Raw genomic sequence first — 24,693 nt, 5'->3', positions numbered from 1 at the left:
ATGTCATATTACTACTTTATTGATGTAGCACTCTTTTTATTGATTGCATATTGCAGTTACTACAGCTATCAAAAAAAGATCTATTTGAAGATTTTTGAGTACTTTAAAATATTTGTACTCATTACTCTCAGTGCCAAATTTGCTTCAAAGATGGGGCTTTTATTAGAAGACTCTCATGTGATAAACGCAGACTCTTTTGCCATGATTGTTTTGATTGGTTTTGGAGTGAATATTCTTCTTATACTGAACTCCTACCAATTCATTTTCAAACTCTTCAACAATTACATCAACAATCAAAGCATTCGTGAATTCTGTGCAAAAAGCGTTACACTGCTTGAAATAACCATTATTATCACTTTTTCACTCTATCTTCTTATGCAAATTACTTTAAGTAAAAACTTGCTCTATAACAGTTTAAAAAAAAGTTACAGTTATGTTCACATCAAACACTTCTACACAAAGTTTTTAAACGATGACTTTGTATACATGGTTTTAAATACCGACACTAAAACGAATCGCACAGAAGTTATTTTCAAATCCATTAAAAACGCTTTTTAACCTACTGCTTAGAAGTTTTAGGTACTAAAAGTTCCTTGACTTTGTTATCAAGTTCAATCAATTTAAGCTCCAAGGCATCCACTTTTTTTGAACTTAATTTAAAATTATTATCCAAATCCAAATTGACATTATTTAAAAAAGCAATTTTGGTATCCAAAAGCTCTTTAAGTGCCAAAATATTTTTAGTATTTTCTTGATCGTATTTATCATTATTTTCTATTTTTTGCACGATATCTTTAAGACGAGACTCAAATTGTGCAACAGCGGTAAGAAGCTTTTCATAACGTGTTACATCAACAGCATTGATACTCTCTTCATACTTTACTTTTAACTCTTTTAATTGATTGTGTGCAATGCCAAAAGCATCTTGCCACTCATTATACAAAGCTTGCAGTTCTGCAACTTTTTGCGCATTGGTTGTACTGATTTGTTCTAAAAGTTTTGATTGTGCTTCTATTTTTTGTTCAAGAGCATCATTTTTTGTTTGAAGTTTGAGCATTTTATTTTCAAACTCCATTAAAATTTCATCTCTATTTTTATTGATCACTTCTTGAAAATGTGTTAAATCTTTTTGAAAACTGTTTTGAACTTTTGTTGTGGTTGCATTAAAATTCTTTATGGCTTTTTGTGTCTCATTGGCATGATAGAGTGCTACAATCTTTGCCAATTCAAAATCTTTATTGTTTTGTTGTTTTAAAAAACTGATCTCATTATAAATCTGTTTTTTAATGTTTTGTTCAAAAAAATTGATGTGTTCACTGAGATAGGTTTTTGAATAAAAAGCAACAATAAGCAAGGTAATCATCAAAATATATTTATAAGATTTTAAAAACAGTAAAAATGAATACTCTTTTTCATAAAAAGTTTTTGATGCAGCCAAAATAAAGATTAAAAAACCAAACACAAAAAGAAGCGAAAGCAACACCACAAATCCAACTTCTCTTGCACTCTCCAATTTAATATAACTTATCAAAGAAAAGATATATGGAATAAACAAAACCGTGTTAAAAACACCTGTCAACTTTACCATTTTATTAACAAAAGGCACTTTAGCAAACAAAAAACCCGCAATATATATAAGCGTGAAAAAACCAAAAAGCGTGAAAATAAATACTGTCCAGTAATTAACCGTTTGTGTTTGATAAATAATCTCTAAAAGCTGTTGTTTAAAATCCATGTTATGCCTTGTTGTATTTTTGAATAAAATTTTTGCTGTCGTTTTGAAAAAGTTCTATGCACATTTTACAAATACATGCTTTCATTCGTTTATGTTCTGGAATTAATTCTCTTAAAGACAAAGGGACTTCAACATGGTTACACCAGCAATCTTCAGCTTTATTTGCCATACAGTTGTTCTCTTTGCCACAAAATGGGCATAAATTTTTATCTATTATTTCATTCATGTCGTATTTTATCTTTTTTTTACTGTAAAAAAACCCATGCAATCAAAATGAAACTTTTAAACTATACACTTCCATTAGAAAAACCAATAAGGAGGAAAAGAAAATGTTAAAAGCAACGTTATCACTCATTGCAATTACTGTTTTGTTTGCTGTTCAAACAACCGTTACATTGTTCAAAGAATATATTCTATCTGCTCATTCTAACGTAGCCGCATAAGCTTGTGGCTACTGTGCTTAAAATTAAATCCGCTTAAAAACTAAATTTTTTAAACTTCTCTCTTCATCCAATGAAGCAAAACTCTCAACGTTATCTAATCGTCGTTGAAAAATAAACTCAGGTGCAGATGTTTTAAACATCTCAATAATAAATTGTGAATCCAAATGGGGAGCATTTAAGCAAGATAAAATCGTTGCATCAGCACTTGAAAGTTCATCTGATCTTCGAATGATTTTTTCATAATCTTTTGTTGCTTCAAAACTGCCTTTTTGAAAAGAGGGAGGATCAATGATAATAATATCATAAGGACCCGATTTTTTAATTCTGTTCCAAGATTTTAAAATATTATAAGGCATAAACTCCACATTTGAAGTACTCAAATGATTGAGGCGGTGATTTTGCCTTCCTAAACTCAACGCTTGTTTGCTCATATCCACATTGACCACTTTAGATGCACCATTGGCAATAGCAACCACACTAAAAGAGCAACTGTAAGAAAAGAGGTTTAACACTTTTTTCCCTTTTGCAATGGTTGCGATGAAATCTCGCCCATTTTTCATATCAGCAAAAAAACCAATATTTTGATTGTTTAAAAAATTCACTTGATATTTTAACCCATTTTCAAGGGCAAAATTCTGCTCATTTAAGACTCCATAAAGAGTTTCAGAAGGAGCTTTTGGCAAATAACGTCTTTGTAAAACAACACTCTCATAAGCAAACTTTTTACCTAAAGTTTCAAAAAAAGCCAACAGCTCTTTTTCAATATTTTCTTCACACTCTTGAAAAAAGATTACAAACAGAACTTTGTCAATGCTGTCTACCGTTAAAAATTCAAACCCTTTAAAACGCCCTCCTCTTCCATGGAAAACTCTTTTAAACTCACCGCTTTTATCTTTAAGATTCTCTTGTATTAAGGCTTTAACATTTTCCATGAGTCTATCCCAACTTTCCAGCTAAATACCCACTTGAAAAAGACCATTGCAAGTTGTATCCACCACAAGGTCCATCAAGGTTCATCACTTCTCCACAAAAGTATAATCCATCCACAATTCGACTTTGCATGGTTTTAGGATCAATGCCTTTTAAATCGACCCCACCTCGTGTAATCATAGCATTTTTAAATCCATCATGCCCTATAATGGTTAGGGGTGTCCAAGCCAAGGTTTTTACAAGTTTCTCTCTTTTATGCCCTTCAATACTTTTAAACTTTTCATTCCCATCAATTTCACACAACTTGGCAATTTCCCCACTTAATGCTAAAGGCAAAAGGGTTGAAATATTCTCCAAAATGGTGCTTTGAGGATTGGAAATAAACTCATTTTTTAAGTGTGCAAAAATTTGCTCTTCATTGAGTCCTTTGGTTAAATTCACCAACAAGGGCACTTCCCCATGTTTCTCTAAAATAGGCGTTACATCTCGCGCGAAATCCAACACCACAGGCCCTCGAATTCCAGTTGAAGTAAAAATCAAATCGCCACAAGCTTTTATTTTTTTATATTTGGGCAAATTCACTTTTAATGTTGCTTTGGCAATGGTATTGGCCTTACATGAAGCCACCCAAGTCTCTTTAGTATGCAGTGGCATCATAGCTGGGTGAAGCGTTGTTACTTTGTGCCCCAACTCTTTTGCGAAGGTATAACCATCACCATTGGCACCTAAAATGGGGTATCCTAACCCGCCCGTTGCAATAATAACATGCGAAGAAGAATACCTTTCATGGGTGGTACGAACACCAGCAATTTTGTTATTTTTAGAGTTAATGTGTTCTACTTTGGCAGAACAGATCAGATGAATATTGACTCTTTTAAGCTCATTTTCTAAAGCAGCTAAAATCGCAGATGAGTTATGCCCCACAGGAAAAACTCTAAACCCATCGGGGGCATGCGTTTGTACACCAATGCTTCTAAAAAATTCAATGAGAGCTTCATTATCAAAATGGTACAGAGCATCTTGCATAAAACGCCCTTGCTTACCAAACTTTGACATAAAGGTTTCATTGTCTAAAGTATTGGTTAAATTGCATCGACCACCGCCCGTGGCTTTGAGTTTGGCACCAATTTTACTTAATTGTTCTAACAGAAGCACTTTTTTGCCATCTCTTGCAGCACAAATGGCAGCAATCATGCCTGCAGCACCTGCTCCTACAACAATCACATCATAATCATCATTCAACGTTTTACTCTTTACATTATTTTTTTGCATTATATAGAAATTATGGTTAAACCCAATGTTTATCCCCAGAAAGTAAGACTAAAAGTGTTAAGAAAATATTTTATGCGGAAGCCTATTTTTTAATCTCTTTCATCAAACCAACAATTAATTTATCAGCTATAACTCACTTTATAGGAAATATGTTAGAATAGAGAACTTTAGATAAAAGGTTCTCTATGCAAAAATTTGATTTGATTATTATTGGTGGTGGAAGAGCCACAAGTTTAGGTGTTACTGCGGGTAAATTGGGGAAAAAAGTTGCCATCATAGAGAAATCAACTTTAGGGGGAACGTGCCCTAACAGAGGGTGTGTTCCTTCAAAACTTTTAATAGGTTATGCCAATGTAGCCAGAGCCATTCAAGAATCCAAACGACACTTTATAGATGCAACCATTAACACCATTGACCAACAAACCATTTTTGACAAAACCAATCATTACATCTCTAAAATTGATGAGATTTATCAAAATAAATTCAACGAAAATGTAGAAATATTCCGAGGCATAGGTTCATTTATTTCAGACCATGTTGTAGAGGTCAATAATCAAAAGTTAACCGCACCACGTATTGTCATTGCCACAGGTACTCGACCCATCAAACCTCCCCATGAAAAAGCGTGGAGCAGCGATGATATTTTCCCCCTTAAAGGTAAAATTCCCAATTCAATTGCGATTGTAGGTTCAGGCTTTATTGCAGCTGAGTTGGCCAATCTTTTTGATGCTATTGGCATTGAAACCAAACTGCTCATACGTAATGAAAATCTTTTACGTAATGAAGACCATGATATTGCTCGCATATTCAAAGAGGAATTTACCAAAAATGTCGATGTGCTTTTTAATACCACGATTAAAGAAACCACCTATGAAAACAACCAATTTAAACTGATTTTACAAACCAATGAAAAAGAGTCAAATCTTGAGTGTGATGCCCTACTTTATGCCACAGGAAGAGAAGCCAACAGTGACCTACTGCATCTTGAAAATACCAGCATTAAACTTAATAAAAGAGGTTTTATTCAAAGAGATGAATACTTTCAAACCCAAGCCAAAGGAGTTTATGTGGTAGGGGATGCAGCAGGAGAGTACATGCTTCAACATGCAGCCGCTTATGAAATCAATCATTTGGGAAAAATGTTATTTGAAGGGGAAAAAGAGCCTTTAAAATTTAAGTATATGCCACATGCTGTTTTCTCTCATCCAGAAATTGCCAGCGTAGGAATAACCGAACAAAAAGCAGAAGAGTCACAACTGAAATATGTGGTTTCAACCACCAATTGGCAAGCCAGTGCCAAAGCGCAATCGTTGAGAATAAAATATCCCATTACAAAATTGATTATCAATCCTGACAATTATGAGATACTGGGATGCCATATGATAGGGCCAGAGAGTTCAATTATGATGCATCAAGTCTTAGCCGTTATGCACATACAAAATGATATCAGACACTTAAAAGAGATGTTATATATTCACCCAGCACTGAGTGAAGCCCTACTTCCAGCAGCTGTGGAGGCGGTTAAAAAAGTAGAGCACTATAATGAGGTTAAAAATTAACCTCAATTATAAAATTATACAGCACCCATCAATTGTTTTGAGCTTTCACCAATAAATGAACACATCTCTTCATATGTTCTTGGAGTATCTTCAACATTACACGTTAAAAGTTCTTCATACAATTTTTCGATTTTTTCTTCGGGTTGTTTTAAGCTTTTCATATCACTTTTTTCTAAAGAAGCCAAATCCAATAATTCATTCCAAACCGAACTCTCATCAAGCATATATGCTGTAAATTTTACACCTTCGTACTCAAATGTACCATTGGCTTCAAGGTCAGTAACATACAATAAATTCATACTATCTGGAACAAAAAATTGTTTATATTTTTCAAACATTGGTTTGAAATCGTTAAAACTTTCTAACTCACATGTTAAAAATTTGATTGAATCATCTGTTGTCATCATGATCACTTGTCTTGCTTGAATCTTAGGTGGTAATTTTCTATCTGCAGATATTTGTTTACCTGGTTCAATAATTAATGCTCCTCTATAACCATATAATCCATTACTTAATTTAGCATTCAATGATGGTTGCCAGTCTAATTCGTTTGCTTTGATAAACTCAATTGGAGTTGCCATATTTTTTCCTTGTGTGTATTTTACTTATTGTATGCAATTTCTATTCCGCGGTTTTTACCAACTGCATACTCTGTTTCGGCCCAATTTTTTTGCTTGATATAAAGCTGCATCTGCATGTTCGAAAATCGTTTCAAAACTCTCATTTGCATTTTTTGGAAAACAAATTCCCAATGAAGCGGTGACTTTTTTTACCGTATCAAACTCATGCTTTTCTATGGCAACTCTTGCCTTTTCAGCAATAAGTTCTAAATGTGAAATGGAAGGGGCTTCAATGACAAGAACAAACTCTTCTCCACCCCAACGAGCAAAAATATCTTGCTCACGAATGTTATTTGAAACCACTTTTGATAACTCTTTTAATACAATATCACCGACATTGTGCCCATAGGTGTCATTGATTGATTTAAATTTATCAATATCAATGATAATCATACCCCATGTATTTTCAAAAAAGTTTTTATTGACGATATACTCCATTAAGGCACGTCGATTCAGAATTTGTGTTAAAGGATCAATCTCTGATTTGATTTTAAGCACACTGTTTGATTTTCGCAATTCAATCTGCTTTTTTCGTAAAATATCCAATAAATAGTTAAAAAACTTTGCAACCAAACCTATTTCGCTGTTTCTGTCTTCATAAATTTTCTTTTTAATGTTACCCGTACGCATGATTTTGACAATACTTTCAATGGTTTCAACCCAAGGAAGTTTGGCATTGTGTTCACTGACATTCAAACCTAAAACTTCATGTTTTTTTGCCACTCGAAGTAAATTGAGCTTGTATAAACAGTAAAAAAGTAACAAGCCAAATACCATAGCAACAATGAACGCAACAACCACCCCTAACGCTTGGACACCAATAAATTCAAGTCGTGTCATATCTTCGGGCAAATAGGAGAAGAATCCCACACTCAATGTACCCCATACTCCAACCACACCATGAATACTGACCACACTTAAGGGATCATCAATTTTAAGTTTTTTCAATAAAAATTGGTCAAAAATGTGCATCAAAAAAGCGGAACTTAACCCAACAAAAGCTGAAGTCATTGTATCAAAACGATCACACCCTGCTGTAATTCCAACCAAACCAGCAATAACACCAAAACTGAAAATTTCAACACCCACTTTTTCTTTGTTGATTAAACTGATCAACCAACCACCAAAACCACCAAAAGTTGCAGCTAAGAGCGTGTTTAATAAAATTGCAGTAACTTCTCCATCAAATCTGAGCAAACTTCCTGCATTGAATCCAAACCAAGCAAACGTTAAAATAAACACACCAAATACAATCATATTGTGATTACTTGGAGCAAAATAAATAATTTCACCTTTTCTGAACTTTCCAAGCCGTGGTCCTAAAAACATTGCACCTGCTAATCCAATCCAACCACCCATAGAGTGTACAACGGTTGAACCAGCAAAATCTAAAAAGCCCAAGGTTTTTAACCAACCGTGTTCGCTCCAAGCCCAATGTCCAAAGATTGGATAAATCACTGACGTAACAATAATGGCAACAACAATATAACCATTAAATTTAATTCTTTCAGCAACAGCACCCGATACAATTGTAATTGCAGTTGCTGCAAACATAGCTTGAAAAAAGAAAAAAGCATTTTCATGATAATTTTTACCATCAATTAAAAAACTGTTTGTACCAAAAAGACCCATTACATCGGTTCCAAACATCAATCCAAAACCAATAATCCAAAAAAACATCACACCAAAAATGGTATCAATTAAGTTTTTCATGGCAACATTAATCGTGTTTTTTGAACGTACGGTTCCTGTCTCAATCAAAGCAAAACCAAATTGCATAAGAAAAACCAAAAATGCACAGACTAAAATCCATAAAACATCAATATTTGAGTAGTTATACATTATCTTCTCCCTGGTTTATAATTATAGTCTACTCTCAGGCAGTTTCAAGGGAATAGTATTGTTTATTTAATATACAATTTTGTTATTTTTGATACTTTTTTGTCAACCGAGCAAAATCATAAAAGTCACTTAACATCAAATAACGAATCTGTACATCTTTAAACTTTTCATGTACCAAAGCAAAACCTTCATTATAGAGTCTGACATCATTAACAAACTCACTGGGATATTGAAGTTTCTCCTCTTTTATGCTTGAAAAGCATTCCATAAACTCAATAAAAAGACGATTTACAATCGCCTCTTTTTCTTTGGTTTGTTGATGTAAAAAGTCATCAATGGCTTCAAACTCTTGACAAATGGTTATCAGACACTTTTGCACGGCACACTGCTGGTACACTCATTGATATCATGCGGTTTATCCATATTGATATTGAGAAGTTGATTGATTCTGTCAATGTCAAATCCACACACTTTAACATCGTCAATTTGAAGCAAAGGGCGTTTAATCAAAAGAGGTTCATCCAACATTAACTTAATCGCTTCATCTTTTGAAATGGTGTGAATATCAATACTTTTATCTTTGACTTTAGGTGCTGTAAGATTAAAGATTTCAGGTACACTTAAGCCGTCAAAAAAGCTCTCTAACTCCTCTTTACTCCAAGGTGTATCAAGGATGCTCTTCACACTAAACTCAACGCCACACACTTTTAAAAGTGCTTTTTGTCTCGCATTACCACTGCAACCGGGCTTTTCGTAAAAAACCACCTCTTTTTTTTTATAAAACAACATCTGCTCCTACTTTAACAATCGATATATTTGTGCATTTGCCGCTAAATCGATGGCTTTGAAATCGTCCAAATTAGTGATCTCTTTATTCGCTTTATACTCTAAAAGCAGTTTAACCATATCGGTTTTACCTGCACTTGCACAATACATCAAAGCCGTGACCCCATTATCATTTTTAGAGTCAAGTTCAATGCCCGCTTCCACAAGCAGTTTAACACACTCATAATCTTGTCCAAAACTGGCATTCCATAAAGCGGTATTGCCATCAATGTTTCTTATCTCCAAGGCAGCACCAGCTTCAAGAAGTTCTTTGGTAATATCCGAACGACCTTCACGTACTGCTTTCATGAGTGCTGTGTTACCATATTTCCCTACTTTATCAATAGACTCAATATCGTACTCATTTTCACTCATCCACTGTTTTGTACTTTGGCTTAACATTATGCGCTCTTTTGTTTTAAAAAATGTGCCAAGTCACTGTCCATACTCAACAAATGCAAATCAAACCATGAAGGAATTTTCTCCATATAATAAGCTTTCAGCATCTTTTGCCCAAAAACAGATTGACTTAAATTCAAAAAGTATTGCATCTCTGCTAAAACTTTATTATGCTCCTCTTTGTGCTCTTTGCTTGTAAGATACCCATAGGTATCCATAAGCTGTTCTTCTTGAAAAAAATGTTTTTTACTGTGAGCCAATAACACTGTCAATTTATCCTGTAAACTTTTTGTTGACCTGCTATCAACACTGTTATAAATATCTAAAAACTCTTGATGCAACTCATCCATAATGGGATTATTTAACTGATGTTTCTCTTTCTCAAACGCTTTGTATAGAGTTTGAGTTTCTTTTAATGCATTCATAATAAGCCTTTGTTCTGTAAGTATAAATGTCAATGCAATTTTTATACCATAAACATAAAAAACAACCTTTTGCTTATAGAAAACTTAAAGAAATGAATCATATGTCACATTTCATTGTTTATCTTTTGATTTAAAGTACAATTTGTTACTATATATTTACAAGGAAGAGTAATCCTCATGCAAACAGAAAATTTCAGACCCATATCCAAAGAGATTTTGGTACAAGGGGAATCTTATGCGTTTACTATTTACAAGCAGATGGATAAAGAACTCTTTTCTCTTTTTTTAGAAAAAGAGACCCCCTTGATACAGAGCAAAGCCTCTTTATGTGTTGATGAAAAGTGTTCTGCTCTTTTTATAAAAACAGAAGATCGAACGCTCTATCAAAGTTATATACAAAACAATATCAACACACTCTTAGATGACGAAACCATTCCTTTAGATAACAAAACACTTTTTATCAATGAGATAGCATCAGCAACCATGTATTACCTTTTTAATCACAACATTACGACTGAAATACTTCATGATGTTGATACGACGGTTAAAAGCTCAATAAAATTAATACTATCGGATACCAAAGCGATGTACTCGATGCTTAAAACAACTTCTTATGACTACTATACCTACACCCATTGCATTGATGTGGCAAGTTATGCCATTGGGTTTGGTGCCTATTTGGGATTTGATGAAGCCACGCTGATTCGTTTGGGTAAAGCTGCCATGATGCACGATATTGGGAAAAAATTTATTGACCACAATATCATCACTAAAAATGGGAAACTCACCCCAGAAGAGTTTGATGAAGTGAAAAAACATCCCTCATTAAGTGTAACAATTTTAGAAGAGTTAAATGAGTGTGATGAGATTCTGCTAAGAGCCATTGGTGAACACCATGAAAAATGTGATGGAACAGGTTACCCCAAAGGCTTAAAAGAGGATCAAATCAACGATTTGGCAAAGATAGTGAGCATTTGTGATGTTTTTAATGCCCTAACAACAAGACGTTCATACAAAGAGAGAATGAGCACATATGAAGCGTTTGGTATCATGTTTGGCGAGATGAAAAAAGACTTAAGTGAAAAACTTTTAAATAAATTTGTAAGTTTTATGGGGTGTCAAGCAATAAAATAGACTCTTTTACTGCTCTTTTTAACTGTTGTTATATCTTTTTTTTCAAAGAGAGATACAATTTCTCAACCTTGGTTCGTGCCCAAGGGGTTTTTCTTAAAAAAGTCAAACTTGATTTGAGACTGGGATTGATATTAAAACACTTAATATTGATGCGTTTCCCCAACTCTTCCCAGCCATAATGTTCCACTAAGGTGTTAATAATATCTTCAAGTTTAATGCCGTGCATAGGGTTATTGCTGTTATTGTCCATTCTCTCTTCTTTTTCTTTTATTCTGGAAATTATAGTTAAGTTTCCATTGATTTACTGTTAACATAAACTCAAGACAAAGCATTAAGTGCAGTAATTAAACCTTTTTTTATCGCTTCATTGCTAATGACTTGTTTTTCCATGTCAAAATTTTCGTAAAAGTTGGGAACGGAAAAACTTGCTTTAACATCACCTGTAAAAAAAGAAGCATTTTTAAGCGCTTGTTCCAATACACTCAACCCACCTCTGGCACCAGGTGAAGTTGAAAGCATGACCATCGGTTTGTGAGCAAACACATTACGCTCAATTCGTGAAGCCCAATCAAAAATGTTTTTATATGCCACACTGTAAGATAAATTATGCTCTGCAAATGAGATAATAAGCGCATCACAAGAGGCAATTTTGTCTAAAAACTGTTTTGCTAACGCCGGTTCTCCCAACTCTTTGTTTCTGTCTTCACTGTATAAAGGAAGTTCATAATCATTTAAATCCAATATCTCGACATCGGCATTGTCTATAAGTGTTGTGGCATACGTCACAAGCTGTTTATTGATTGAAGTTGAGCTGTTACTTGCGGCAAAAGCTAAAATTTTCATAAGAACCCCTTAATGTTATTTTGATTGATTTATCAGAAAACTATTTCATACGCTCTTTTCTGTAGTTAATTATATCTTGAACACTGACAATTGGTAAAGAGTTTTTTGCAGAAAATTCTATAATTTCATCTTTTTTTGCCATTGTTCCATCAGGATTTGTGATTTCACATAAAACTGCATAGGGATTTAACTGCGCTAATTTCATCAAATCAATACTGGCTTCAGTATGCCCTGCTCGTCCTAAGACCCCTCTTTCATTGGCTTTTAATGGAAATACATGTCCGGGAGAGACAATTTTAAAGATGCCATCATCTGAAATGGCAGATTGAATGGTTGTTACTCTGTCTTGCGCAGATACACCCGTTGTAACATTATCTTTGGACTCTATGGAAACAGTAAATGCCGTTTGAAACTTGGAATGATTGTCCTGAACCATCATGGGAAGTTGAAGTTCATCAACTTTTTCTTTAGTCAAACATAAGCAGACAATACCACTGCCCTCTCTTATTAAAAGCGCCATCTGTTCTTTTGTCAAATTTTGTGCAGAAAAAATCATATCTGCTTCGTTTTCTCTGTCATAATCATCGACAACAATAACCCCTTGACCTTTTTGTAAAGCTTCAAGAGCACTGTTAACTTTCGATTTAAAATCACCATCTCTACGGTTTTGATTCATTGTGTTATACCTTTATTTTAAGTAAAACTTATTGAATCAGGGCTATGCTAAAAGCAATATTATCCTAATAATTTAACAATAAAAAGATATATTATTTTCTCTTCCATCCCGACTTTAACGGTTGGTTTTGGATTTGCACCAAATCTGCTGACCTTTATACATAAAGCGCTCGTGGACTTCTGTTATTAACAGTTACCACCAGTAAGGAATTTCACCTTGCCCTGAGAAATAAATTTCAAAAATTCTAGCTAAACTATGATTAGCTAAAGATTATAAAAAAGATGTATCGTAAATTCTATCGTATAACGTTTTTTAATTTCTCCATTTATCAAGAGTCTGAAATTCTCAAAAAATAATATTGACAATTATTTAATTTTATACTACAATTCTTATATTTAGTTTAAAAAGGATTGATGATGGTCATAGAAAATTCTCAAGTAGGTCTCTACTCTCAAACTCAATTTACCTTTCAACACTCTCAACGAACATCCGTACAACTCCATTATGGAGAAAAAAACAATGAGAATAATGTTGATACTGTTTTAAATATGCAATCTTCGTATTCAAACACCATTCAATATAAACGTGCAGTCTATGAATACACTGATAATCTCAGCAACGAAGACCGTATCAAAAAATTGATAATTGAGATACTTTTAGGTCGGCTTTATGGTAACAAAACTGTTATTCAAATACATCCGACTAAGAGCTCTACGCCTTACCATAATAGCAATTCTGAGTACTTGAAGAATCCTTACAGTAAACACTCCACTCAAAGTGAACTTAAAGCCATGGTCTTTACTACACAAGAACAATATTACCAAAAGCAAACCGTAGATTTTTCTGCTTCTGTGAAAATTCAAACACCAAATAAAAGCTATGATATGAACATTGACCTCTCATTCTCACAAGAACTCTATCAATCAAAAAGTACTCAAATGATAATTGGCGATGAGAATTTTATTGACCCATTAGTCATTAATTATGGGGAAGATATTAACCCTTTTGAAAATATCAGTAAGTTACACTTTGCATTTGACTTAGACAATGATGGAAGCACAGAGATGATTCCTCAACTCAAACAAGGTGCGGGATTTTTAGCTTTGGATAAAAATGAAAATGGGAAAATTGACAATGGCAGTGAACTGTTTGGACCAAGTACCAACAATGGTTTTGCAGAACTGGCGCAATATGACAGTGATCAAAACAATTGGATAGATGAAAACGACACCATTTTTGACAAACTCAAAATCTGGAGTATTGATGAAAATGGCAAACACTCTTTGGTCTCACTACTTAATGGCAATGTCGGTGCAATATACTTAGGTGATGTACAAAGCGGGTTCAAATACCAAAGTGCCATCGATCAAACCGAGGCAGTACAAAAAAGCAATGGTGTTTTTGTGAAAGAGGATGGTTCTGGAATAGGTATCGTTAACTCAATTGATGTCGTGGCATAACGTAAAGGCTTAAGTCAAAAGATCATTTTATTTTTATAGGAAGCAAACTTAAAAAACTCAGAGCTTCAGGCAGTGAAAACTGGGCTTTTTCTAAATCATTTTGTTTAGGGTCTATAAGATAGTTTTTAGAAGTTTCAAAATTGGCTTTTTTCAAATTATTTTTGATGAAAACACTCTGCTCTAAGTTACAGTTATCAAAGAGAGCTCGCTCTAAATTGCACTCTTCAAAACCCGTATCTCGTATGAGTGAGTTCACGAACTTTATTTGCCGTAAATCTAAAAGATGAAAAGAGTTTTGTGAAATATTGCAAGCATCAAATTGCACTTCAAAAGGCTCTTCACAACCACGCCAAGAGATACCCAAAAGTTTTGAGTTCTCAAAAGTAACGTCATTGAAAACACAATTTTTCAACACAGCCAAAGATAAATCACAATGAACAAACTTACACTCAGTAAATTTTGAATTTTGTATCAAACTTTTTGAAAAATCGCATCTTAAAAACGTACAGTTATCAAAATAAATTGAGTCTAACTCTTTTTCATTATATTCAACAAACTCTTCTTCCCAATAATCATCTGTCTTAAACATGGTACAGTGTTAAACTCTACCGTTCAATGATTGCTTTGAGTGCTTGAGCACTTTCAACGTATTCAATTTTTTGCACTTGTTTATTATTGAGTGTAACAATATTAATCACATCCGTTTTTGCACCTTTTTTCAAAGAATCAGCAATCGTTTTATCAAGAATAAGATTCACACTGTAGGGTTGAGTTTTCAAATCAGGCAGAGCAAAAGTATTACGTATGACCACAGGCATAGGACTGATATCAGCAACAAAAGCTGCATGATGCAGTGCCAAATAATCCACACTTTGTGTCCCAAGATAAGCTTTGACAGTATGACCCGTATTTTTAGCAAAAACTAAAATAAGTGTTTTCACAGAGTCATCTAAAGAGTGAGACATACCAAATTGATCGGGAAGTGTGTAAGTAATGGTTGAACCAACATTGATTCCATCACTCAACGATGCAGAAGATTGATGATTGGCATAAGTATCTTTCCCTTTCAAAAAGAAAAGCACAGCCGTTGCCAGAATAATGAGTATAAGTAATCCAAGTAATATTTTTTTCATAAAATAACCTTATTTAATAAATTTACTCGTATTGTATCACACCATCCTTATTTTAACTTGTAACTGCCATTTGTTTTTGAGGAGTGTTTTACTCTTTTTGGGGTTGGTAAAAATTCTTTAAAAAAGATATTTCTTCTTGTTTTTATATTCACAAGAACATTGATTATTTACTCAACGCTGATTTTACAATTGAGAAACCAATTAAACCTAAAATAGCGCCCGTACATTTGTCAATATAATACGCTAAATGGGAGAATTTACGACGTACTTTATCTCGTGACAAAAGATAAATCACCGACACATCCCAGAAAAAAACAACCAATGTCATCCAAATACCAAGCAATACTTTAAACCCTAAGTTAATCTCATTTGTCAAAACAACCGTAAATAAACTCAAATAAAACAAGAGGTTTTTGGGATTTAAAATACCCGACATGAACCCCGTAATAAACTCTTTGACAAACGTACTCTCAGGCTGATTCACTTTTATTTCTGAAAACTCTAAATTTTTATAATCAATTTTTTTTGCTCTTAACGCCATAATTGCAAGATACATAAGGAAAAGACCACCAGCAATTTTCAGTACAATCATTACCATTACTGAAGCAGCTAACAATGAACCCACGCCAATTAAACAAAAGGCAATATACAAAGCATTCGCACTGGCTATACCAGCAGCAACTCCAATTGACTTTTGAGTACCATTTTTTATAGCACTTTTAACAACAAGTACAAAATCAGGTCCTGGACTTAATAATGCAAGAAAATGAGCAACTGCTACTGTTACAAATATACTAAAGAGTGCCCAATCCATATTTCAATTCCTATTTTTTCAATTTTTAAGAATTTATTTTATATAAAAAAGCCTTAATTTACGGAAAATAATAATCTCCTCTTTATCTCTATTAAAGCCTTAAAAAGAGTCATCTGACTCTATTATGCTCGACTACTCTTTTCTAAAGTTACCCTTTGGTAACAAAGAAATATTTCTATTTTTAAGTATTTAGGATATATAATATAGCCGTATCCGATATTTCTTATTTTTATTTTACGAGAAAGTTTCAATGTACAAATAGTATATATCATTTCTAGGTGCAACAATTGTCTTATTTTATCACAGCGCTATAATACTTATTTTAAGGAAATACGATGTCAAATCTACTGAGCCAAAACGACAAAGCAATATGTGAAAACATTGCTAAAACAGGTACTTCTATTGATGCAAAAAGAGCAAAAGCTTTACTGTTGTTAGATGAAGGAATCAGTCATGCTAAAACAGCTGAGAGTTCAACGTTGAGTGTGGGACAAGTCAGATATGTTCTTACAAAGTATAAATCCATAGGTATAGCATTTTTCCCTGCTGAACTTGTTGTATTAAAAGAGAATACGACACCTGTAACAGATATTATCAAAAAAATAGATGAAATCACTGCAACAGAGGATACCCAAGTTATAAAAAACGAATATCTCGTGGATACCCAACCCATAATAGAAGTTGTAAATGCAGAAGAAACCATCACAGAGAAAATCCCTCAAATTGTACTGGAAACTAAAAAAAAGAAAAAAGTAAAAGTTCCAAAAATAAAAAAAATGTCCAAGAAAAAAGAGCCTAAAAAAAAGAAGATAAAAACGGCTAAAAAGAGTAAAACAACCGACTCTCCAAAAGTAAAAAAAAGTAAAAAAGAGACAAAGAAAAAAGAGAGCAAAAAGAAAAAACTCAAAGCAGCTAAAAAACTCAAATCTCCCAAAGCGAAAAAAGTTTCAAAGAAAAAAAGCAGTAAAAAAAGTAAAAAATAATTTGGAAAGGGAGTAGATTTACTCCCTATATATCTTTATTGTTTTTTATCAACAAGGGCAGAAGTCTCTTCCGCTGTTTCACTCTTATTGAGTGCTTCTTTTTTCTTAATTTTTTCTTCTTTTTTCTTCTGTTTTTCTATCTCTCGAGCACGTTTTTCATAATTGTAATTTATTTTGGCCATGTATCCTCCTCTTTCAGGTATAAGGCATCTTAAGGGCTAAATGCCATTTGCTGCTTTAAAACTATCTTAGCAGATTATTTTGTCTGTAAGGTTAAATGAATAAAGATTATTTTTTAAGCAGTGCCTATTAAGTAGCTAAATACCTATTTATTCTCACCATGAATTGTTCTTTATTATTCCCATAATTCTTTGTTTAAAACTTTTTTTAACTCATGGTTAAAATCATTTAAATTCTCAAATCCTGAATAATCATGTGTTATATTTAATTTTGTTTGTACTATAAGTTTTTTAATTTCTCCGTTTTTATATACTGTTTTAATTTTTTTTATTCGATCAAAAGGGAGAATAACATTTTCATTTTGATTATCCACACATATTCCATTTGCCGTAATGTAAAGCGAAGTTTGTTTCATATTGTTAATATCTCTGTATGCATCAAATATTAAACTGCCAGCAGTAATCACTGTTACAGATGAAAATACAATCACCATTGTCCAATCTGTATTCTCTTTTTGATTAAAATAAGCATACAGTATGAATGCAACAACTATGATTGCTATTGCATACATTGGTGTATATCTTCTTCGTGCTATAATTTTCTCACAGATATGAAAAACCATTTTGATCCTTGATATAACGACATATTATGTCCGTTCTCTAAACGCCAGTTTTAAACCAAGCACAGCAAAACTGCCTGCAAAAAACTTTTGAATGTCCAAACTAAGCTTCTCTTGGCATACCGACAAATAAAGCTACCGATACACGATATAACACACCTGTTCCTAGCATAAGAACAAGCAAAACTCAATTGAAATCATTCTTAAACCACTGCATTGTATTGAAAAAAAGCTTAATTTTGTGACGTTGATACCAAATGCATAAACCACAACTTGCATATATGTTTGTAAAGAACCATATAAGAGTGAAGCTTATGTATATCTTTTTTATTGGTTTTGTTTTGATAACTTTTTAAGAGCACTTTTTCCTCTTTTTTATTGAATCCAAATTCAAAACATAACGTTGCCAAATCAAAAAAGGCATCATTGACACCTGCATATTCCCAATCAATAAATTTGATACTTTTTTTATGAAAAAGAATATTTCTGGGATTTAAATCATGATGTGTTGTTACCCATATTTTTTTATGTTTGTTAAGTGAGTTAAGTTCTCTTTGACAAATATGAATACTTTTTCGTGCTTCTTGGCTATTAAGAGCCTTTTTATAAGGCATTAATGCTTTTTTAAAATCATACGGTTTTTCATCACTTTTTATACTGTGCAGTTTTTTAACCATTTTACCTAACTGTTTTATCTCTTGAATACAAATACTTTTTTTATGTTTCCCTTTTAAAAACTCACACACCATGAAGTTTTCATCACTGTTTAAAAACAAAGGTTGTGCTGCGAGCTTTTTTTTGTACGCTTTTTGTTGCGTTTTAAACTCAAATTCACGGTTAATATTGACCGTTTCATCACGTTTAAATGTGCGTATAAGGTAGCTTTTTTGAGATGTCTTCAGCCGATAATTTATATTGCAATAACCTTGATTTTTAAGCAATTTAAGGCTTAAAAGGGTTTCACCTTTAAATATTTTATACGCTTTTAATTTCTCTATTGTCATACTCTTCTTTCCATTTTTGATAAGCAACAAAAGCTAAAACCGTATAAATGACAAACAAAACCGCTGTCAAATTCAGCCCTTTTTGAATGTATATATAAATAGAAACAGCATCAATAATCATCCAGTAAATCCAATTTTCTAAAACTTTTTTTGCAAGCATGTAAGTTGCAAAAAGGGCAAAGAGTGTTGTAAAAGAGTCCATGTACGCAAAATCAGCCGTTGTGTAATTTGCCATAAGATAACCAACTATCAATGAAAGCAGTGTAAGAAACAAGATAATTTTCATGTTTTTAGCAACGCCGTATGTAGTCACTTCAAGCTCTTGATTTTCGTGTTTCCCCCCATATCTCCATGAGTACCAACCATACAGTGCCATGATAAGATAATAGGCATTTAAAAAAGAGTCCATAAGCAAAGAGACATCAAAAAATAAAAGGGTATAAATCAGTGTTGAAATAAACGCTGCAGGCCAACACCAAAGACTTTGTTTAATCGCAAGAAAAATATATGCAATTGCTAAAAGCATTGCTACGGCTTCATAAGTTGTTATAACATTAAGAGACTCAATTGCATTGTGTAAAAAATCTGAAATACAATATCCTTTTCAAAATAAAATTCGGTTTGTCTAAGAATTATAGCTTTATCTTTTTTAACTTCTATAAATTTTATTGTTATATCCACATTATAATTTTCAATTAATACATACTCAGTGCTTCAATGTCTCTTCTGTGTGAAAAAAACAGTTAATAAATAACAATATTATTCTATGTTATAATAATGTAACATTTTTTTGGTGGAGATAATATGAAACTCAAACTATTCCTTTTGGCAATTTTTGTTATGTCAAGTTTTTCTTATGCAAAAGAAAATCCAATTAGAATTGGCATTGCTCCACACTCATCAACAAGAGTTATTTTACAATCGCACCAAGATTTAAGACTTTTTTTAGAGAATTACTTTAAACGATCTGTTCAAATTTTAACGGCAAAAAACTTCAGTGAATTTACAAAACGTTCAAACACGGGAACCTATTATGATTTAATTTTAACCTCACCAAATTTAGCCGTTCTAGCTCAAAGATTAGGGGGATATACTCCTATAATGACTTATACCAAAGGTCTTTCAACCATTCTTTTAGCAACCAATGAAAGTATATTAGAAAGCAAAAAACTGCCACTTCATGTGATTGGATTAGATCCCGTCTCTTTCCCCACCTTAGATGCGCAAGAATGGTTAGAAAAAAAAGGGTTTGAAGATGGAGGGAAAGTCAACTATACCTATACCAGTGCAACAGACAGTTCAATATCTATACTTTTAAACAATAATGCCGATATGATCATTATGTCTTTGCCAAATTATATCAAACTCATCACAAAGAAAAACAAAGACTCAGTTCATGTCATATATCAAAGTAATCCAAAGCCAAGCAGAATATACTTAGCAAAAACTACTGATGGCATTACTTTAAAAGAGTGGGAAACAGCATTGGATGCTTTTTCAAAATCTCCTGAAGGGAAAAAACACTTGGAAATCACAAAACTTGAAGGCTTCAAAAAAATCAATCCAAAAGACTTAAATAACCTTAACTCAATTGTAGAAAAAACAATGAAGAGGTTATATAAATAGATGAGATTATCTTTATCTTGGAAATGGGTAATTGCCAGTTTATTTATTGAGAGTTTGATGCTTACCTTAATGGTAATAAAAAATGTAAATCAACTCGAAACAAACTTATCAACTCAAACAAATATCAGATTAAGAGAACAAGAAATATTATTAAAAAGTGCCTTAGTTGCACCTCTTGTTCAAATGGATTATGCAACAATTGATGCCATATTAAAAGAGACCAAAAAAATTCAAACCATAGATTATTTGGCCGTTATAGATAATCAAAATAATTGTGTAACAACTGTTGGATGGGATGATTGTTCAAATTTACCACAAAAAGAAGCAGACCCTTTTAGTAAAAACTCCCTTGAAGATGGAAGATTCGATACCAATATTCCCATTACACTCTTTTCTCAATCATTAGGAAAAGTCTATTTGGGTCTTTCTACCAAGTTTTATATTCAAGCCAAAAAAGAGATGATTATTCGAAGCATTATTATTGCGTTAATAGAACTGCTCCTCTCGGCATTTTTCCTTATAACTGTCAGTAAATGGATTATAAAAAATCTGGTTCAATTAACCCACAGTGCAGATGCCATTGCCCATGGAGATTACTCACAAAGAATCAATTTGGGCGACAGTAAAGAGACATTTGAACTGCAAAAGTCTTTTAATCTTATGGCAAAAAATATAGAAAAAAACATCATCGATTTGAAATATTTAAATAAAAAAGAAAAAAATTTATCTCAAAAATTAAAATCACAAGTTGAGAAAAATCATGAACAAGATATCCTTCTTAAACATCAATCAAGAATGGCAATCATAGGTGAAATGCTCAATAACATTGCCCATCAATGGCGACAACCTTTAAATGCAATTACGGTTCAAATGAGCAGTTTAAAACTCAAAAAAGAGTTAAATCTTTTAGAAGATAAAGAGATTGAAAAGACGTCAGACAGTGTGATAAAATATGCGACTTACTTGAGTAATACCATTGATGATTTTAGAGATTATATCAAAGATCACAGCACTAAAAAAGAGTACTTTAGCATTGAAACTGCGTTAAATAAATCTTTGGATATTGTCTTAGCATCTTTGAAAAACCATTATATTACGCTCAATATTACCCCTTCTGAAGATGAATTGTTTCTTCATGGTGTCATCAATGAGTTGGCTCAAGTTTTTATCAACATTCTGAACAATGCAAAAGATATATTAAATGAAAACCACATAGATCAAAAAGTAATAGAGGTAAAATTTTTCAAAGAAAACAGCAAAATAACCATTACCATACAAGATAATGGAGGTGGAATTCATAAAGATATAATTGACAAAATATTTGACCCATATTTTACAACAAAACATAAAAGTCAAGGTACAGGCATTGGATTGTATATGAGTTCAAAAATCATTCGTGAACATTTTTCAGGGCAAATTGTTGTTAAAAATGAGAATATCGAATTTAATAATAAAATGTATACAGGTGCAAAATTCTTTATTATTTTACCAATATAATCTCTTAGATATAGACTAAAAATAGGTATTTCAACCCCAATGATTTTACTCTATGCCTTGTCGTAATAACTCTTCCATTTCAGATGCCGATACAGGTTTCCCAAAGTAATACCCTTGCATCTGTTGACATTTTTGATTCAATAAAAATTCACGTTGTTTTTGAGTCTCTACTCCCTCAGCGATAAGTTCCATTTTCAAACTGTTCGCAACGCCAATAATGGCTTGAATGATTGACGCATCATTTTCACTTTCTGGAAGCTCTCGCACAAAAGATTGGTCTATCTTAATTTTGTCAAAAGGGAGATTTTTCAAATATCCAAAACTTGAGTACCCCGTTCCAAAATCATCAACTGAGAGGCGTATTCCATTATCTCTAAGCTCTTCTAACATACTGACAATTCGTTGTGTATCTCGAATGAGTGCACTTTCTGTAATTTCTAATTCCAAGCAGTGTGCTGGGATTTTGGATTGGCTCATCGCATCAAGAACTTTTATCATAAAATCAGATTGACGCAATTGAACCGCTGAAATATTGACTGCCATCGTGATTTCCCGTAACCCTAAGTCCATCCACTGTTTTAATTGAGTACATGCTTGTTTGAGTACCCAATCGCCAATAACATTGATTAACCCACTCTCTTCTGCTGCAGGAATAAATTGTAATGGAGGAATAATGCCTTGCTCTGGATGATACCAACGAATCAATGCTTCAACACCGATTATACGTCCACTCACACCATCTACTTGTGGCTGATAATGCAATACAAATTCATCATGTTCCAGTGCTTGTCTTAGGTTAGTAATCATAGCAACACGATTAAGAACTCTGGTATTCATCTCTTCATTAAAGAAATGAAATTTCCCTCCACCATCGCTTTTGGCTTGATACATGGCTGTATCTGCGTTCTTTAATAGCGTCATAATATCAGCACCATCTTGAGGATACACACTGATACCAATACTGGCTGAAATCATAAATTCGTGGTTGTCTACTAAAAAAGGTTGTTTGATAGCCTCAATTAAGCGCTTTGCCGTTTCAGCCACATGAGCAAGACTGGAATATCCTTTTAATAAAACCGTAAATTCATCACCCCCTTCTCGACTGATTGTATCCTCTTCATTAAGGTTTTTTTGTAAACGTTCTGCCACTTGAATTAAAAGTTTATCCCCTACTGCATGTCCTAATGTATCATTAACATCTTTAAAATGATCCAAATCCAAAAACATCAATACAAGTTCCACTCGACGACCAATTGTTTTTGCAATGATGGATGTCATATGCTGTTCTAGAAAAATACGGTTAGGTAAATCAGTCAAAGAATCGTGTTCCGCAATATGCTGAATACGCTCAACCGTCTCTTTATAAGCTGATGTCATACGTTTCGCAAGGGCAAGTGCTGAGTCATAACTGTTTAACCAAACAATTATCAAACCAAACAATGCTCCCCCTAAGACAACTACGCCAGCAATACTCCAATAAAGTTCTTGATACCATTGAGATAATTGATCTTCTGTTGTATGTCCTACCACAATATAAAGAGGGTATTCCCCTACTTTTCGAGTCATATAATGCCGTTCAATACCATCCACGGCGGATATAGTTGTATAGTTTTTTTCTGTCTCAGCATTTTTAATAAAATCACGTAAGAATGAGCTGTTAATTGGTCTTCCCAACTGTTCATCTTTGGCTGGGAAACGGGCTAACATACGCAATTTATCATCAAATAGTGTAATACTGCGAGTTGCACCCATATCAAGGGAAGCATACATATTTTGAAAATATTCAGCTCGAACAGCTGCTTGAATTAAACCAGCAAACTCTCCTTTTTCATCGGTTATCGGACGACTTAACGTCACAACCCAATTGTGAGTAATTCGCGCAAATAAGGGTTTTGATATGACCAATTCTCCATGAGTGTTGGCACGATTACGTAAAAAATAGTCTCTATCATTAATTGTTGCAGAGTGCAAAATACCACTGGCGTCATAAATAAATCGCCCTTGTGCATTGGCTACACGTAAACTTTGAGATTCACCAATCAAGGCAAGGTGTGAAGCCAATATTGCGTTCATTTCTAAAGGTTCAGGTCGAAGTTTCTCTGATTTTCCAGAGAGTTGTAACTGTACGGATAAAAGGGCTGTATCAATTTTTTTTAACGTTGCTTCAGCATGACTGACAAGAATCTTAGACAAACTTGTTTGTTGCTCATGAGCGGTTTCTAACTCTCGCTCTTTGGCTTGAATAAGGTTAAAAGATACCAAAGCAACATAACTTATAAATGCAAGCAGACCAAACACAATAATCAACAAACGTTTCCACAATTTAGGGGGAAAATCCGTTAAATTCGTATTTGTCATTATTTCATCTTGTTCAATCATGTTATTTGACTCTTTTATAATTTAAACAGGATGAATGTTTTTTCTTCCTGCTCTTTTCTTTTTATAATCTAATACTTAGCCATCTGGCAGTATATTTTATAAAAAATAACCTTAATATCATTACATCATCAATTCTTTTAGAGACTCAATTTTAGCAAAATTTCATATAAAAATCGGCTCTTTTTTTACTTAGGTATCTGAATAGTGACAACTGTTTCCATAATGTTATTAATTAATAATTTAATTCATTATAAATGACATTTTTGTATAATCATTAAGTGAATATAAAGCAATA

28 protein-coding genes and 1 riboswitch are annotated in these 24,693 nt (G+C 33.1%); of the genes, 7 read left to right on the top strand and 21 right to left on the bottom strand.

The features are described from left to right. Window positions 1-558, top strand: a complete 558-nt coding sequence (locus ACNI3C_RS09665) for a hypothetical protein (protein ID WP_419769600.1) — start codon at window positions 1-3, stop codon at window positions 556-558. A gap of 1 nt (window position 559) precedes the next feature. Here ACNI3C_RS09665 and ACNI3C_RS09660 read toward each other — a convergent pair whose 3' ends face one another. The 4 genes from ACNI3C_RS09660 to ACNI3C_RS09645 all read right to left on the bottom strand — a co-directional run bounded on the left by ACNI3C_RS09660 (window position 560) and on the right by ACNI3C_RS09645 (window position 4,350). Next, on the bottom strand, window positions 560-1,735 hold the full coding sequence (locus tag ACNI3C_RS09660; protein ID WP_419769599.1) for a hypothetical protein: 1,176 nt from the start codon (window positions 1,733-1,735) through the stop codon (window positions 560-562). Window position 1,736: 1 nt separating this feature from the next. Continuing rightward, complete coding sequence (locus ACNI3C_RS09655) at window positions 1,737-1,961, bottom strand: cysteine-rich CWC family protein (protein ID WP_419769598.1); 225 nt, start codon at window positions 1,959-1,961, stop codon at window positions 1,737-1,739. A 240-nt stretch (window positions 1,962-2,201) separates the two neighbouring features. Continuing rightward, complete coding sequence (locus ACNI3C_RS09650) at window positions 2,202-3,110, bottom strand: class I SAM-dependent methyltransferase (RefSeq protein ID WP_419769597.1); 909 nt, start codon at window positions 3,108-3,110, stop codon at window positions 2,202-2,204. A 4-nt stretch (window positions 3,111-3,114) separates the two neighbouring features. Then, complete coding sequence (locus ACNI3C_RS09645) at window positions 3,115-4,350, bottom strand: BaiN/RdsA family NAD(P)/FAD-dependent oxidoreductase (protein WP_419769596.1); 1,236 nt, start codon at window positions 4,348-4,350, stop codon at window positions 3,115-3,117. A 215-nt stretch (window positions 4,351-4,565) separates the two neighbouring features. Here ACNI3C_RS09645 and ACNI3C_RS09640 point away from each other — a divergent pair, with 215 nt between their 5' ends. After that, the gene (locus tag ACNI3C_RS09640) at window positions 4,566-5,939 is read left to right on the top strand and encodes a dihydrolipoyl dehydrogenase family protein (protein ID WP_419769595.1); all 1,374 of its coding nucleotides are present in this window, start codon (window positions 4,566-4,568) and stop codon (window positions 5,937-5,939) included. Window positions 5,940-5,953: 14 nt separating this feature from the next. Here ACNI3C_RS09640 and ACNI3C_RS09635 read toward each other — a convergent pair whose 3' ends face one another. The 6 genes from ACNI3C_RS09635 to ACNI3C_RS09610 all read right to left on the bottom strand — a co-directional run bounded on the left by ACNI3C_RS09635 (window position 5,954) and on the right by ACNI3C_RS09610 (window position 10,050). Next, window positions 5,954-6,520 (bottom strand): hypothetical protein, encoded by a 567-nt coding sequence (locus ACNI3C_RS09635; protein ID WP_419769594.1) that lies wholly within the window; start codon window positions 6,518-6,520, stop codon window positions 5,954-5,956. A gap of 54 nt (window positions 6,521-6,574) precedes the next feature. After that, window positions 6,575-8,401 carry an ammonium transporter gene (gene amt, locus ACNI3C_RS09630; RefSeq protein ID WP_419769593.1) on the bottom strand — a complete coding sequence of 609 codons (1,827 nt, stop codon included), beginning with the start codon at window positions 8,399-8,401 and terminating at the stop codon, window positions 6,575-6,577. Window positions 8,402-8,483: 82 nt separating this feature from the next. Then, window positions 8,484-8,780 carry a hypothetical protein gene (locus ACNI3C_RS09625; protein WP_419769592.1) on the bottom strand — a complete coding sequence of 99 codons (297 nt, stop codon included), beginning with the start codon at window positions 8,778-8,780 and terminating at the stop codon, window positions 8,484-8,486. Further along, window positions 8,765-9,187 carry an ArsC/Spx/MgsR family protein gene (locus tag ACNI3C_RS09620; protein WP_419769591.1) on the bottom strand — a complete coding sequence of 141 codons (423 nt, stop codon included), beginning with the start codon at window positions 9,185-9,187 and terminating at the stop codon, window positions 8,765-8,767. Before ACNI3C_RS09620 ends, ACNI3C_RS09625 begins: the two co-directional genes overlap by 16 nt. Window positions 9,188-9,196: 9 nt before the next feature. Then, entirely contained in the window at window positions 9,197-9,628 is a 432-nt protein-coding gene (locus ACNI3C_RS09615; protein ID WP_419769590.1) for an ankyrin repeat domain-containing protein, read from the bottom strand. Continuing rightward, window positions 9,628-10,050, bottom strand: coding sequence for a bacteriohemerythrin (locus ACNI3C_RS09610; protein WP_419769589.1), 423 nt, complete (start codon window positions 10,048-10,050; stop codon window positions 9,628-9,630). Before ACNI3C_RS09610 ends, ACNI3C_RS09615 begins: the two co-directional genes overlap by 1 nt. Window positions 10,051-10,227: 177 nt before the next feature. Here ACNI3C_RS09610 and ACNI3C_RS09605 point away from each other — a divergent pair, with 177 nt between their 5' ends. Further along, the gene (locus ACNI3C_RS09605) at window positions 10,228-11,184 is read left to right on the top strand and encodes an HD-GYP domain-containing protein (protein ID WP_419769588.1); all 957 of its coding nucleotides are present in this window, start codon (window positions 10,228-10,230) and stop codon (window positions 11,182-11,184) included. A gap of 28 nt (window positions 11,185-11,212) precedes the next feature. Here ACNI3C_RS09605 and ACNI3C_RS09600 read toward each other — a convergent pair whose 3' ends face one another. The 3 genes from ACNI3C_RS09600 to ribB form a co-directional block, all read right to left on the bottom strand. Further along, window positions 11,213-11,434: a VF530 family protein gene (locus tag ACNI3C_RS09600; RefSeq protein WP_419769587.1), complete on the bottom strand. Its 222-nt coding sequence runs from the start codon at window positions 11,432-11,434 to the stop codon at window positions 11,213-11,215. A 68-nt stretch (window positions 11,435-11,502) separates the two neighbouring features. Then, entirely contained in the window at window positions 11,503-12,027 is a 525-nt protein-coding gene (locus ACNI3C_RS09595) for an NADPH-dependent FMN reductase (protein ID WP_419769586.1), read from the bottom strand. 40 nt (window positions 12,028-12,067) lie between these two features. Continuing rightward, entirely contained in the window at window positions 12,068-12,703 is a 636-nt protein-coding gene (ribB, locus tag ACNI3C_RS09590; RefSeq protein ID WP_419769585.1) for a 3,4-dihydroxy-2-butanone-4-phosphate synthase, read from the bottom strand. A gap of 91 nt (window positions 12,704-12,794) precedes the next feature. Then, a riboswitch (FMN riboswitch) is annotated at window positions 12,795-12,936 on the bottom strand. 183 nt (window positions 12,937-13,119) lie between these two features. Between ribB and ACNI3C_RS09585 the strand changes: the two genes are divergently transcribed. Beyond that, window positions 13,120-14,163 carry an SPM autocatalytic domain-containing protein gene (locus tag ACNI3C_RS09585; RefSeq protein ID WP_419769584.1) on the top strand — a complete coding sequence of 348 codons (1,044 nt, stop codon included), beginning with the start codon at window positions 13,120-13,122 and terminating at the stop codon, window positions 14,161-14,163. A gap of 22 nt (window positions 14,164-14,185) precedes the next feature. On the opposite strand, the gene ACNI3C_RS09580 is transcribed toward ACNI3C_RS09585, so the two are convergent. The 3 genes from ACNI3C_RS09580 to ACNI3C_RS09570 form a co-directional block, all read right to left on the bottom strand. After that, window positions 14,186-14,752 carry a pentapeptide repeat-containing protein gene (locus ACNI3C_RS09580; RefSeq protein WP_419769583.1) on the bottom strand — a complete coding sequence of 189 codons (567 nt, stop codon included), beginning with the start codon at window positions 14,750-14,752 and terminating at the stop codon, window positions 14,186-14,188. Window positions 14,753-14,768: 16 nt separating this feature from the next. Further along, the gene (locus ACNI3C_RS09575) at window positions 14,769-15,296 is read right to left on the bottom strand and encodes a hypothetical protein (protein WP_419769582.1); all 528 of its coding nucleotides are present in this window, start codon (window positions 15,294-15,296) and stop codon (window positions 14,769-14,771) included. A 163-nt stretch (window positions 15,297-15,459) separates the two neighbouring features. Further along, on the bottom strand, window positions 15,460-16,110 hold the full coding sequence (locus ACNI3C_RS09570; RefSeq protein ID WP_419769581.1) for a LysE family translocator: 651 nt from the start codon (window positions 16,108-16,110) through the stop codon (window positions 15,460-15,462). A gap of 335 nt (window positions 16,111-16,445) precedes the next feature. On the opposite strand from ACNI3C_RS09570, the gene ACNI3C_RS09565 reads away from it, so the two are divergent. Then, window positions 16,446-17,093: a COG3415 family protein gene (locus ACNI3C_RS09565; RefSeq protein ID WP_419769580.1), complete on the top strand. Its 648-nt coding sequence runs from the start codon at window positions 16,446-16,448 to the stop codon at window positions 17,091-17,093. Between the two features lie 35 nt (window positions 17,094-17,128). Here ACNI3C_RS09565 and ACNI3C_RS09560 read toward each other — a convergent pair whose 3' ends face one another. The 4 genes from ACNI3C_RS09560 to pnuC form a co-directional block, all read right to left on the bottom strand. Further along, window positions 17,129-17,275: a hypothetical protein gene (locus tag ACNI3C_RS09560; RefSeq protein WP_419769579.1), complete on the bottom strand. Its 147-nt coding sequence runs from the start codon at window positions 17,273-17,275 to the stop codon at window positions 17,129-17,131. 173 nt (window positions 17,276-17,448) lie between these two features. Beyond that, window positions 17,449-17,895, bottom strand: a complete 447-nt coding sequence (locus ACNI3C_RS09555) for a hypothetical protein (protein WP_419769578.1) — start codon at window positions 17,893-17,895, stop codon at window positions 17,449-17,451. A gap of 230 nt (window positions 17,896-18,125) precedes the next feature. Then, window positions 18,126-18,896, bottom strand: a complete 771-nt coding sequence (locus ACNI3C_RS09550; RefSeq protein ID WP_419769577.1) for a phosphotransferase — start codon at window positions 18,894-18,896, stop codon at window positions 18,126-18,128. Next, on the bottom strand, window positions 18,868-19,446 hold the full coding sequence (gene pnuC / locus ACNI3C_RS09545; protein ID WP_419771454.1) for a nicotinamide riboside transporter PnuC: 579 nt from the start codon (window positions 19,444-19,446) through the stop codon (window positions 18,868-18,870). The genes ACNI3C_RS09550 and pnuC overlap by 29 nt, the downstream gene beginning before the upstream one ends. Before the next feature lie 254 nt (window positions 19,447-19,700). On the opposite strand from pnuC, the gene ACNI3C_RS09540 reads away from it, so the two are divergent. Further along, on the top strand, window positions 19,701-20,522 hold the full coding sequence (locus ACNI3C_RS09540; RefSeq protein WP_419769576.1) for a phosphate/phosphite/phosphonate ABC transporter substrate-binding protein: 822 nt from the start codon (window positions 19,701-19,703) through the stop codon (window positions 20,520-20,522). Continuing rightward, window positions 20,523-22,019 carry an ATP-binding protein gene (locus ACNI3C_RS09535; RefSeq protein WP_419769575.1) on the top strand — a complete coding sequence of 499 codons (1,497 nt, stop codon included), beginning with the start codon at window positions 20,523-20,525 and terminating at the stop codon, window positions 22,017-22,019. Window positions 22,020-22,064: 45 nt separating this feature from the next. Here ACNI3C_RS09535 and ACNI3C_RS09530 read toward each other — a convergent pair whose 3' ends face one another. Beyond that, entirely contained in the window at window positions 22,065-24,398 is a 2,334-nt protein-coding gene (locus ACNI3C_RS09530; protein WP_419769574.1) for a putative bifunctional diguanylate cyclase/phosphodiesterase, read from the bottom strand. Between the last annotated feature and the right edge of the window lie 295 nt (window positions 24,399-24,693).

The sequence above is a fragment of the Marinarcus sediminis (SeqCode) genome (assembly GCF_048571275.1).
In the GTDB taxonomy this organism is placed as follows: Bacteria; Campylobacterota; Campylobacteria; order Campylobacterales; family Arcobacteraceae; genus Marinarcus; species Marinarcus sediminis.
The sequence above is the reverse complement of the archived record's forward strand: the minus strand, read 5'-3'. Positions and strand labels throughout refer to the sequence as shown.

What these genes read in the sequence shown, in the direction of transcription:
- ACNI3C_RS09665 (WP_419769600.1), top strand. Translation starts at nt 1, where the DNA reads ATGTCATATTACTACTTTATTGATGTAGCACTCTTTTTATTGATTGCA.
- ACNI3C_RS09660 (WP_419769599.1), bottom strand. Translation starts at nt 1,735, where the DNA reads ATGGATTTTAAACAACAGCTTTTAGAGATTATTTATCAAACACAAACG.
- ACNI3C_RS09655 (WP_419769598.1), bottom strand. Translation starts at nt 1,961, where the DNA reads ATGAATGAAATAATAGATAAAAATTTATGCCCATTTTGTGGCAAAGAG.
- ACNI3C_RS09650 (WP_419769597.1), bottom strand. Translation starts at nt 3,110, where the DNA reads ATGGAAAATGTTAAAGCCTTAATACAAGAGAATCTTAAAGATAAAAGC.
- ACNI3C_RS09640 (WP_419769595.1), top strand. Translation starts at nt 4,566, where the DNA reads ATGCAAAAATTTGATTTGATTATTATTGGTGGTGGAAGAGCCACAAGT.
- ACNI3C_RS09635 (WP_419769594.1), bottom strand. Translation starts at nt 6,520, where the DNA reads ATGGCAACTCCAATTGAGTTTATCAAAGCAAACGAATTAGACTGGCAA.
- amt (WP_419769593.1), bottom strand. Translation starts at nt 8,401, where the DNA reads ATGTATAACTACTCAAATATTGATGTTTTATGGATTTTAGTCTGTGCA.
- ACNI3C_RS09615 (WP_419769590.1), bottom strand. Translation starts at nt 9,628, where the DNA reads ATGTTAAGCCAAAGTACAAAACAGTGGATGAGTGAAAATGAGTACGAT.
- ACNI3C_RS09610 (WP_419769589.1), bottom strand. Translation starts at nt 10,050, where the DNA reads ATGAATGCATTAAAAGAAACTCAAACTCTATACAAAGCGTTTGAGAAA.
- ACNI3C_RS09605 (WP_419769588.1), top strand. Translation starts at nt 10,228, where the DNA reads ATGCAAACAGAAAATTTCAGACCCATATCCAAAGAGATTTTGGTACAA.
- ACNI3C_RS09600 (WP_419769587.1), bottom strand. Translation starts at nt 11,434, where the DNA reads ATGGACAATAACAGCAATAACCCTATGCACGGCATTAAACTTGAAGAT.
- ACNI3C_RS09595 (WP_419769586.1), bottom strand. Translation starts at nt 12,027, where the DNA reads ATGAAAATTTTAGCTTTTGCCGCAAGTAACAGCTCAACTTCAATCAAT.
- ribB (WP_419769585.1), bottom strand. Translation starts at nt 12,703, where the DNA reads ATGAATCAAAACCGTAGAGATGGTGATTTTAAATCGAAAGTTAACAGT.
- ACNI3C_RS09585 (WP_419769584.1), top strand. Translation starts at nt 13,120, where the DNA reads ATGGTCATAGAAAATTCTCAAGTAGGTCTCTACTCTCAAACTCAATTT.
- ACNI3C_RS09580 (WP_419769583.1), bottom strand. Translation starts at nt 14,752, where the DNA reads ATGTTTAAGACAGATGATTATTGGGAAGAAGAGTTTGTTGAATATAAT.
- ACNI3C_RS09575 (WP_419769582.1), bottom strand. Translation starts at nt 15,296, where the DNA reads ATGAAAAAAATATTACTTGGATTACTTATACTCATTATTCTGGCAACG.
- ACNI3C_RS09570 (WP_419769581.1), bottom strand. Translation starts at nt 16,110, where the DNA reads ATGGATTGGGCACTCTTTAGTATATTTGTAACAGTAGCAGTTGCTCAT.
- ACNI3C_RS09565 (WP_419769580.1), top strand. Translation starts at nt 16,446, where the DNA reads ATGTCAAATCTACTGAGCCAAAACGACAAAGCAATATGTGAAAACATT.
- ACNI3C_RS09560 (WP_419769579.1), bottom strand. Translation starts at nt 17,275, where the DNA reads ATGGCCAAAATAAATTACAATTATGAAAAACGTGCTCGAGAGATAGAA.
- ACNI3C_RS09555 (WP_419769578.1), bottom strand. Translation starts at nt 17,895, where the DNA reads ATGGTTTTTCATATCTGTGAGAAAATTATAGCACGAAGAAGATATACA.
- ACNI3C_RS09550 (WP_419769577.1), bottom strand. Translation starts at nt 18,896, where the DNA reads ATGACAATAGAGAAATTAAAAGCGTATAAAATATTTAAAGGTGAAACC.
- ACNI3C_RS09540 (WP_419769576.1), top strand. Translation starts at nt 19,701, where the DNA reads ATGAAACTCAAACTATTCCTTTTGGCAATTTTTGTTATGTCAAGTTTT.
- ACNI3C_RS09535 (WP_419769575.1), top strand. Translation starts at nt 20,523, where the DNA reads ATGAGATTATCTTTATCTTGGAAATGGGTAATTGCCAGTTTATTTATT.
- ACNI3C_RS09530 (WP_419769574.1), bottom strand. Translation starts at nt 24,398, where the DNA reads ATGATTGAACAAGATGAAATAATGACAAATACGAATTTAACGGATTTT.